This is a genomic window from Flavitalea sp. (genome assembly GCF_035489435.1).
In the GTDB taxonomy this organism is placed as follows: domain Bacteria; phylum Bacteroidota; class Bacteroidia; order Chitinophagales; family Chitinophagaceae; genus DATHKG01.
This window is the reverse complement of the sequence record NZ_DATHKG010000181.1, coordinates 119,333-129,290: the sequence shown is the minus strand read 5'-3', so window position 1 is coordinate 129,290 and position 9,958 is coordinate 119,333. Positions and strand designations below refer to the sequence as shown.

Below are 9,958 nucleotides of genomic sequence, written 5' to 3'. Positions count from 1 at the left end.
GTTACCGCGTTCATAAGGTCCATACAATGCTATTTCTTCTTCGTCATCTATTATACCGGGCCATGCAGCAAATACTTTCACCAGATTCACATTAAGATCACTTGCGAGTTGCAATACCATCTTCATCATGGCCAGGTTGTTTTCTCTGTCTTCCATGAATCTGCCGGTGAAATTGGACATGCTTTCAATAGCACAGATTGGAATGCCTTCTCCGGCAGACACTTCCCTGATCCTGGCTCTATCTTTTGTGCCAAGGTCAAGCGGTGAGGCTATTGGCCTTTTAGTTTCGATTGCCAGTGCATCAAATCCAAGTTCTTTAGCTTTGTATATTTGTTGTTCTACGGATAATGCTTCACCAGCATAAAATAATCCGGAATATGTAACTGATAGTAATGCATACTTGAAATCGCTCATAATATATGTTTTTAGAAAAGTACTTAATATTGATTTTAACCGGCGGCTTCAGCTATTCCGGCAATGTCTCTTTCATTATTCTTAAAAAATTTCCACCCATAACCTTGGCAACATTTTCATCTGAATACTTGCGTTCATAAAGCATGTCGATAAACCTGCTGCACTGCTCGTACTTGGTTAATTTTTCAATTTCGCCTCCCGGAAAAGCACCGGTTGAATAACCTGGAATAAAATTGGGACTTGGATTTCCTTTATCATGACCAAGCCAGCCAACACCCACATGGTCTATGCCTACCAGGTTGGCTACATAATCAATGATATCTGCACACATTTTATAAGTTGTTTCGCCTTCTGTATAGCGCATACCCATAAGTCCACCGGTTTTTGCTATGGCTTTGATCTCATCATCCGAATGTTGCAGTGGTGTATTAATAAACTTTTGCGGATTCTGATGCGATGAAACTATCGGTTTAGTGGAAACTTCTGCAGCATGATAGATACCATTCGCCGAAAGATGTGAAACGCCGACCATCATACCAAGACGATTTAATTCCTGGACAACAGAGACCCCAAACTTTGACAGCTTACCTGCCATTTTACCTTCGCCAATTCCATCAGCCACCTGGTTGCGGCCATTATGGGTTAACTGTAATCCCCTGACACCGAGACGGAAAAAATTTCTCAAAACAGCCAGGTCACATCCCGGATAATATTCCGTCGGTTCCGGATCAACTTCGATGGATGCCGCACCTTCCATATCCAGGAAGAACTTTACATTATTCGGATTGAAAGCGGTCGGAACATCTTTTTTGGTAAGAATGAGTGAGGCCTTTCCGTTTGTTTTTGCAATTTCTGTATGGAACATATCGATAACTCTCAGCGCGCCTTCAAGTACCTGGTCGCTGCCCTGTCTTTCTGCGGTGGAATCTCCGGTAGCCGGCATTACATAAACACTTATTCCGCCTTCCAGCAATCTTGGTAAAAGAAAATCTCTTAATGGAGAGTTTTGTTCTTTCTTTTTTAGTTTGAACCGCGCATTAAATTCCCATATATCAGCATGACCAATAACAATCGCATAATCCTTTGGACCCTTTCTCACAGGTGCTCCGACCACAGGTGTTCCGACCACACTTGCAATAGCCGGCATGCCGATCGACATTCCAGCAGATACTATACTGGTTTTTACTAAAAAATCTCTTCTGTTGAATTTCATAATTAATCGTTATAGATTATCTTTAATAAATTTGTTGTAACTGCTTTTTATTAACCAATTGTTATTGAAAAACTAACTGTTGTTTATATCACTTAGTAGCCGGGATTTTGCTTAAGAATATCTGAACCCATAATGTCTATCTGCACCTGTGGCAAAGGCATGTACTCATTTGTTCCTTTTTTGAATACCGTATTATTCAGGTAAGAACGTTTTGTTTGTTCAACCTGGAGATAGGCATTTATTGTTTCAGCAGCAACACCCCAGCGTACAAGGTCAAAGAATCGATGGCCTTCCATAGCCAGTTCCAGTCTGCGTTCGAATTGAACCGCCTTCTTTGCATAATCCTTGTTTGGGAATGACAGATATGGTTTGACCAGGTAATTTGCTGCCGGGCTGCCGTCGGTTTTTGTAACCACACATTTACCGGCCCTGTCTCTTACCCTGTTTACTAATTGTAAAGCCTTGGGTAAGTCATTTTCTTCAACAGCTACTTCTGCTCTCAAAAGAATAATATCTGCAAAACGTACTACACGAATATTGTTTGCTGTAGATGTATTGTTTTGAGACAAACTCGCACGTTCACTTTGATAATAAACATTCTTTTTGGGAGCGTAGGGTCCGCCGAAACTTTGATTGCGCACCCAGTTACTTCCACCGAATACACCCCAGTCCAGGTAGGGGATCCCTCTGCGACCTATTGTCCAGTCAAGCCTTGGATCCAGTGTTCCGGTATAAGGATCAAAAGGTTGAGTGGCTAAAATGCCCTGGTCATTTTTTACATCTATATTATTATAGGTATCGAGTAATGGAAGCCCGTTGACATCAGTCTTAAACGCATTTACGAGATTCTGTGAAGGTTGAAAAAAGCCACAACATCTGCCCGGGCCATTATTCCTTGTATAATTCAATGCATCACCGAGGTTACCATTCTGTCCGTTGCCGCCATCGTTTACAGACATCTGCACTTCAAAAACTGATTCCGAATTATTTTCTGTGGCACTTTTAAAATTGTCGTGATAGCAGTCTGTCAAACGGTAAGGACCTTTGTCGATCACATCATCAAGCAATACTTTGGCCTTTGCATAATCATGCTGGAACATATAGACCTTTGCAAGAACCGCTTTGGCTGTCCAGCTTGAGGCTCTCGCAGGCTGTATTTTTGTGGGTGAAAGATTATCAGCTGCATATTGAAAATCGGCGACAATCAACGGCCAGATGTCCTTGTCGTTTGGCACCATGAAATCTGTTACATTTTCATCAAGATATGGCACATTGTTCCATATTTTCTTTGCTTCAAAATGATACCAGCCTCTCAAAAATCTTGCTTCACCTGTTGCCTGTTTAACTTCCGCAGCGGTCATGTCCGTTGTTTTGGCAATAAGACGCAACACATCATTGCTTCTCGAAACACCATCATAAACCGCAACCCATTTATCGTTATGGGGCGCTGCTTCCGGTTGTCCGAGATGACGTTCGATGGTTGTCAGGATTGCCTGGTCAGCAGGTTCGCTTCCTTTGTAAGCATCGCCGGCAGTTAAACTTCCATAGATCCAGTTACTTGCGGGGGAGAAGCTGGCGGTTGTTCCCGATCCAACGCCATCCAACAAACTATATGCACCAATAAGTACGGCATCAACACCTTTCTTATTCGAAAGGGTTGTTTCGTTTGCAGTACCTAAGGGAACTTTTTCGAGATAGCTCTTGCTGCATGAAGAAGCAAAGCTCAATGTGATAATAGCAATGACTATTAAATATTTTCCTTTCATATCAGTTAAATTAATTTTGTCCTGTTTTCTTTAAAGACTGACGTTGATTCCCATCTGGTAAATTTTGGAAGCAGGATAAACACCCTGATCTATTCCCATTTGTGAAGTGGTTCCACTGCCGGTAAAGTTTACTTCAGGATCTAATCCGCTGTAATTCGTTATGGTAAACAGGTTTTGGGCCTGTAGATAGATCCGCACTCTTTCAAATCCGATCCGCGTAAGCATCTTTGAAGGAAGGGCATATCCTATCTGCAGCACCTTCATGCGCAGATAAGAACCGTCTTCAACAAAATAACTGGAAGGCAACAGGCTTCTGCTGTCACTCGCATCCAGTATTGGAAGAACAGCATTCGGATTGTCAGGTGTCCAGGATTGATTAAGCATTCTGAGACTTCTGTTATTTCCCAATTCATTGAAGTCGGTCAGACGCCGTACAAAACTGATCATATCATTTCCCTGCACACCCTGGAAGAACATTGTCATATCGAAGTTCTTATAGCCGAGGTTTATATTTAACCCATAAGTGAAGTCCGGATGCGGGTTTCCGATCCAGGTTCTGTCTGCATCACTGATCAGTCCATCACCATTTACATCGCGGTATTTGTATTTTCCAACACCTGTTGTTACGCCGTTGTTTACTTCTGCATAGCCAGGATATGGTGCATGTTCCTGTACTTCCTTTTCATTTTGAAAAATGCCATCTATCGCAAGGCCATAAAACGAATAAATAGGATATCCTGCTGCAGACCGTGCATAACTGTAACTGCGTATAAGTGGTGATATCAATGCTTCATTGTTGTTGCCACTTAAAGAAATAATCTGGTTTCTATAGGTTGATACGTTTCCACCAATTTCATAAGTGAACTTGCTTTTGCTGGGGTTTCGAAAAGTAACACCAACGTCAACACCCTTGTTGCTCATTGAACCTACATTAACAAAAGGTACAACAGCCTCACCTTGTGTTGCGGGCAGGCGAACCTGGTATAACATGTTCGAAGTGTTACGTTCATACCAATCCACAGTGAAACCTAACCTTCCGTTGAGCACAGTAGCATCTATCCCGATATTTGTTTGCGTGGTTGTTTCCCATTTCGCATCCGGATTGCCATAACCCTGTGTATCGAAGCCGGCAAGAACACTGGTATTGGTACCGTTCATATCGTATGAAGAAGTGGAAAGACTTGTGCGGTAAGTGGTAAAGCCATTATAGTTGCCAATTTCCTGGTTACCTGTTTGTCCCCATGCACCACGAATGTTTAAATTATCAAGCCATTCTATATTGCTCATAAAGCTTTCTTGCGAAATACGCCACCCTGCGCTGAACGCCGGGAACATACCATACCTGTGATTCTGGCCGAACCTTGAAGAACCGTCACGTCTTAATGTTGCTTCCAGTAAATAACGGTCTTTGAATTTGTAGTTTACCCTGCCAAACAAAGAAAACAAAGCCCATTCAGAACCATTTCCACCATTATTAAGAGCAACTGATCCTGCATCAAGATACATATAGTCAGGATCCTCACTTATAAAGCCATCCCTTGAAGCCTGAAAAGATTTCAATGAACTTTCAATAGCTTCTGTTCCTAACAATACCTGCAGGTTGTGGTCATCATTAAAGGCAACTTTATAGTTCAAAGTATTTGACCAGGTTGTGGTAAATTCAGTTGATTTCGAGTTTGTCAATCTGTTCAGGCTCAGCGGTGCGGAGTGTTCCAGGTTAACAAGGTCATAAATATTGCCTTCAATGCTTTGGTAGTCAAAACCGAGACTTGATCTTGCCGTTAAATTTTTTAGCAGGTCAAGCTCTACATACAAGTTTCCAAATACCTTACTGTTCGTTGATGAATTATCCTTGGCGCGGTCCAGTTGACCAACCGGGTTTTGAGCTGAACCAAATCCTGAAGCTCTTGTCCCGGCATAATTGCCCTCTATATCGTACACCGGCATTATACTCGGCATACGGTATGCATTGCCAACAGGATTTGCATCACTGTTATTAACTGATGAGTTACTGAAAAATCCAAGATTTTTGGACTGGCCAACTTCAAGGTTTTCTCCGACTTTAATTTTCTTCTTGATTAAAAATTCAGTGTTTGCTCTAAGCGAAAAGCGATCAAAGGAGGTGAACTTTATTACCCCTTCCTGGTTAAAATAATTGATTCCAAATGCATATCTGCCTTTATCAGTACCACCGGATGCACCCAGATTATATTCCTGTATGGGAGCCGCGCTTTCGATGATTTCATCGAACCAGTTTGTACCCGCTTTATTTGCTTTGGTGATCTGGTATATATTATCAGCAGAGAAATTGTATAAATTCGGATTTGTAGCCGGATCACCTTCGAAGAGACCATATCTTGTTCCAGCAAGCAGATAGTCTGGAATAACAGGATTTACTCCATTGCCAAATTGTGCATCGAGCGGATTTCCATTTGTGAGTTGTTTTGCATTTCGCAATGAGGTCCATCTTAAATTCGCAAAACTGAGCGGGTCTATGATCACGTCTATCTTTTTTGCGCTATTGGAAGTTTGAATTCCATAACGTGCATCGAACGTAAGCTTTGATTCACCGGCCTTGCCTTTTTTAGTAGTGATGATGATAACTCCATTTGCAGCTCTCGATCCATAAATAGAAGCTGCAGATGCATCTTTCAATATCTGCATTGATTCTATATTATTAGGATTGATATTGTTTAAACCACCTTTGGTTGGTACCCCATCGATAACATACAATGGTTCATTATTATTTATCGTGCCGAAACCGCGGATGCGCACGGTTGGTTCACCACCCGGAGCGTTGTTTGTTGTTACCGTTACACCCGGCGATCTGCCCTGCAGTTGCTGGGCTACATTTGCGGATGATACTTTATTTAGTTCGTCAGCATCTATAGATACTACTGATCCTGTAATGTCTCTTTTTGATTGACTTGAATACCCAGTAACAACCACCTGGTTCAGCGAAGAAAACTCTTCCACCATACTCACTGTCAGATTCGTTTTAGAATCTACTTCCACTTCATTAACCTTGTAACCAACATAAGTGAAAACCAATATTCCATTCTCAGGTACCCGGATAATAAATCTGCCTTCCGAATCAGTCACTGTACCTGCCTGACTATTTTTCAGTTTTACACTTACACCTACCAGTGATTTGCCCTGTGCGTCAGTTACGCTTCCTCTCACAACTATTTCTTCAATACCCGGGACAGATAATGCCGATATGGGTTTAAGGTTTGAATGTTCTTTAGTGACTATTAATATCCTGTTATCAATTTGCTTGTACTGTAGGTTTGTATTGAGGAGTATTAATTTTAACAAAGATCCGACGGTATGTTTTTGTGCCGAAATACTGATGTTCTGTATCTGTGCAACATCCTGATTCCTGTACATAAATGTGAATGAGGTCTTTTTCTCAATCAGCCTGAATACCTCAATTATGGATTTGTTCTTCAATTCCAGAACAATATCAACCTTATCCACATCCTGGTAAGCCCTGGTTGCTTCGCCAAAAATCTGTATCGGTAAAGGAGAGATGAGTAACAATATCAGTCCCGTTTTTATCAAAACACTGAGGAAGCTGTTTTTGATTGACCGGGTATTCGCAATAGCAGAATCTATAAGGGTTCTTTCCCTTTGATTATCTTCGAAAAAAAACATAGTTTTGGTGTCGTTTTAGTGATTAACATGCCAGCCACGGCTTTTGATTTAAAACGTAAGCCATTGAACCGATGTCCGTCGGCTAATAGCTTCCCTGAATTAATTGCAAACTGCAATTCCTTCAGGGTTTTTTTATGGTGGACATTTAAACAGACTTTTGCGTGCCTTTAGTTGTTTAACCGCTGTTTGAGAGGATATTCCCATAAATTGTCAGTTTAGTCAGGTTAACTAATTATTTTCTGCTTTTAATTAATATTGAGTCTTTATTATTCTTATAATTAAATGTGGCTGCGTTGAATTCGCAAATGCTTAATAAAATCTCATCGAGCTTTTCATCAATTTTTAACGTTGTTGTAAATCTGTTGTTCTTCATAGCTGAATCTCCGAAAGCGATGTTTACATTAAAACGTTCTTCCAGTATTTCTGCCACTTCACTAAATGTGACATCGTCGAGCAACAGATCCTGCTCTTTCCATCGCAGATAGGTCTTAGCGTCTACAGTTTTCTGAACAATCTTTGCATTAGGTTTAAAATATTCTATTTGCTCGTCAGGTCTGATAACACCGAGCGTTTTGTTTTTATCAGCAACTTTCACTTTGCCTCTGACAACGCTTACAGTTATATTCTGATCGGTGGGAAACGCTTTAATGTTAAAGGCTGTACCTAACACGGTTGTTGCGAGCTCTCCTGTGTGAACTATGAATGGTTTGGACGGATTATGTTTTATGTCGAAGAAAGCCTGGCCTTCCAGGTAAACTTCCCTGGTTGCAGCTCCATCAAAGGATGATGGATAGTTTAGTTTACTTCCGGAACCAAGTATAATGGTGCTTCCATCAGGTAGCCGGAAAAAACGATTTTCTTTTGAAAGTTTATCAATGGTAGCGTAGGATGTTTCTGTTTTAGAATTCGGGCTCAAATAATAAATTGACCCTGTTAAAATGACGACTAATATAGCGGCAACACTCACCTTGTGCCATAATTTGATCACCCGTCCGCGTTGTCCGTTTCCTTCGGTCCTGGAAATTTCTTTTTTTATTGATGCAAATATTTCAACGCTAAGATCTTCCATCTCCTGGGTACTAACCTGATCTGTATCAACTGCCTGGGAGTCAAATAAATTATAATAAGCGAAGATAAATTGTTGCTCTTCTTTGGTTGCCTCGCCCTTGTTGTGTTTTCGCAATAATTGTAAAAAATCTTGCTTGTTCATATCTCCTAAAGCAGTTGGTTACATAAGGATGACCTTAAAAACACAATCGGTACTACTCCGGCAAAAAATAGTTTTAGAAAAACTTTTTAAGGTTTGTTCAGGAAGATTATTACTATAATAAAGAGATGGGATAAAGATACTTTTAGTTGTTCTATTGCTTTGCCCAGTTGGTTCTGTACGGTATTTCTTGAAATGGATAAGGATTTTGCTATTTCTTTGGTAGACTGATCCTGGTGGAAGCGGAGTTTGAAAATAAGCTGGCGTTTGGGAGGTAAACTATTTACAAGGGTGTCGTATGAAACAGCAAGTTCCTTATATAAGATATTACTGTCGGCCATGTTGAACTGAGCGGGCAAATTTTCGAGCATGTCAAAAAAAGGATGATTGTGCTTTTCCTTTTCAAGTAGTTTGAAAACCTGGTTACGAACTGCTATTGTGAGGTAGGCCGGAAAATTATCGATAACAAGGGATTCCCTGCGTAGCCATATATTTAAGAATATATCCTGCACTATATCCTTTGCCTGGTCACGGTTTCGGATGCGTTTACAGGCATCTGCAAATGCGCGGTTCCAGTGCTTTTGGTACAGTTCACCAAAAGCATTATCGCTTCCATTTTTAATTTGCAGAAACAACTCTTCATCAGAATTTGCCAGATCCTTCATCGTCTTAAAATGTAAATGCGGAGGCCGCAATCGTCTTAACCAAAATAATGAAAGTGTTCAATTTACGGGTTTAAGTTGATTTTTTAAAAAAGAAACATGTTGTATTTGATATAACACATATGAACCAAACCAAATTTATAGCTAACTGGTTAATGGGAGTCGCAGTAAGCACTAATGCTTAGCTACAAGCTTTTTGAGGAAACCTGGGATGAAATGGGAAATATTTTGCAATAATGCCAATACGAGGCCCGTTATGTATTTAATATTCAATATGTCAGTTCCCGATTGCGATCACGGACATCTGTTGTGTAAAGCCTATGAAAACGTTCCGTGAACATTCCCTTTCCTTCTGTGCTTACAGTTTTGCCACCTTATTCTGTCCAAATACAACAAGTGCACAGAAAGATTTTAAAACGGACCAGTATATACAGGAATTTTTCATTGGCGAAACGGTGTTCCTCCAGGAAAAACATGAAATTCAATTTACGCTGAAACCAATATTTGCAAGAAGAGTTGAGGGACGACAGTTATACATACCATTTGAAATTGAATACGGCCTTTCCGATCGTTTGCAGGCCTCTATAGAGATTCCGTATTTGTTTTCGTTCCCTTCAGATAGGAGGGCAAAAAGAGGTATGGGCGATACTGAGCTTTCTTTAATGTATAGTATTTAAAAAAACAGCCGTCTTTTTTCACTTTCTGCAGGGGCGAGTCTACCATTTCACACAGCAGGGGATGAGTTTAAGGAGGATGACGAAGTAATCTTCGAAAGTTTTGCACTGATCGGCCACCAAATGGACAAAGTACAGGTGCATGGCAATTTCGTAACCGAGTTTACAAGAAGTGATATTGAATTCAATTATGGAGTATCCTCTGTATTCAACTTTGGCCGCTTGAATGCAACCTTAGAAATAAGTGGAACCAAAGAAGATGAAAGGATATTTAATGTTAGCCCTGGTCTGATCTGGAACCATTTCGAGGCTTTGAATTTGGCATGGCAATCTACAAGAGTTTGACCCCGTCCACGTGGGATTGG

At 40.7% G+C, this 9,958-nt stretch carries 8 protein-coding genes; 2 read left to right on the top strand and 6 right to left on the bottom strand.

The features are described from left to right. The 6 genes from VK664_RS29080 to VK664_RS29055 all read right to left on the bottom strand — a co-directional run. Window positions 1–414, bottom strand: a 414-nt coding sequence (locus VK664_RS29080) for an apurinic/apyrimidinic endonuclease family protein (protein WP_461402253.1), incomplete at its 3' end; no start/stop codon positions are given. A 52-nt stretch (window positions 415–466) separates the two neighbouring features. Beyond that, window positions 467–1,627: a dipeptidase gene (locus VK664_RS29075; protein ID WP_461402252.1), complete on the bottom strand. Its 1,161-nt coding sequence runs from the start codon at window positions 1,625–1,627 to the stop codon at window positions 467–469. 92 nt (window positions 1,628–1,719) lie between these two features. Then, entirely contained in the window at window positions 1,720–3,393 is a 1,674-nt protein-coding gene (locus VK664_RS29070; RefSeq protein WP_461402251.1) for a RagB/SusD family nutrient uptake outer membrane protein, read from the bottom strand. Window positions 3,394–3,423: 30 nt separating this feature from the next. Beyond that, window positions 3,424–7,050, bottom strand: coding sequence for a TonB-dependent receptor (locus VK664_RS29065; RefSeq protein ID WP_461402250.1), 3,627 nt, complete (start codon window positions 7,048–7,050; stop codon window positions 3,424–3,426). 232 nt (window positions 7,051–7,282) lie between these two features. Beyond that, window positions 7,283–8,260 carry a FecR family protein gene (locus VK664_RS29060; protein ID WP_461402249.1) on the bottom strand — a complete coding sequence of 326 codons (978 nt, stop codon included), beginning with the start codon at window positions 8,258–8,260 and terminating at the stop codon, window positions 7,283–7,285. Window positions 8,261–8,346: 86 nt separating this feature from the next. Then, the gene (locus VK664_RS29055; RefSeq protein ID WP_461402248.1) at window positions 8,347–8,922 is read right to left on the bottom strand and encodes an RNA polymerase sigma factor; all 576 of its coding nucleotides are present in this window, start codon (window positions 8,920–8,922) and stop codon (window positions 8,347–8,349) included. Between the two features lie 317 nt (window positions 8,923–9,239). Between VK664_RS29055 and VK664_RS29050 the strand changes: the two genes are divergently transcribed. After that, on the top strand, window positions 9,240–9,596 hold the full coding sequence (locus VK664_RS29050; protein ID WP_461402247.1) for a hypothetical protein: 357 nt from the start codon (window positions 9,240–9,242) through the stop codon (window positions 9,594–9,596). A gap of 120 nt (window positions 9,597–9,716) precedes the next feature. Then, the gene (locus VK664_RS29045; protein ID WP_461402246.1) at window positions 9,717–9,938 is read left to right on the top strand and encodes a hypothetical protein; all 222 of its coding nucleotides are present in this window, start codon (window positions 9,717–9,719) and stop codon (window positions 9,936–9,938) included. Window positions 9,939–9,958: the final 20 nt, after the last annotated feature.

Coding starts and splice junctions, on each gene's coding strand:
- VK664_RS29075 (WP_461402252.1), bottom strand. CDS start 1,627: ATGAAATTCAACAGAAGAGATTTTTTAGTAAAAACCAGTATAGTATCT.
- VK664_RS29070 (WP_461402251.1), bottom strand. CDS start 3,393: ATGAAAGGAAAATATTTAATAGTCATTGCTATTATCACATTGAGCTTT.
- VK664_RS29065 (WP_461402250.1), bottom strand. CDS start 7,050: ATGTTTTTTTTCGAAGATAATCAAAGGGAAAGAACCCTTATAGATTCT.
- VK664_RS29060 (WP_461402249.1), bottom strand. CDS start 8,260: ATGAACAAGCAAGATTTTTTACAATTATTGCGAAAACACAACAAGGGC.
- VK664_RS29055 (WP_461402248.1), bottom strand. CDS start 8,922: ATGAAGGATCTGGCAAATTCTGATGAAGAGTTGTTTCTGCAAATTAAA.
- VK664_RS29050 (WP_461402247.1), top strand. CDS start 9,240: ATGAAAACGTTCCGTGAACATTCCCTTTCCTTCTGTGCTTACAGTTTT.
- VK664_RS29045 (WP_461402246.1), top strand. CDS start 9,717: ATGGACAAAGTACAGGTGCATGGCAATTTCGTAACCGAGTTTACAAGA.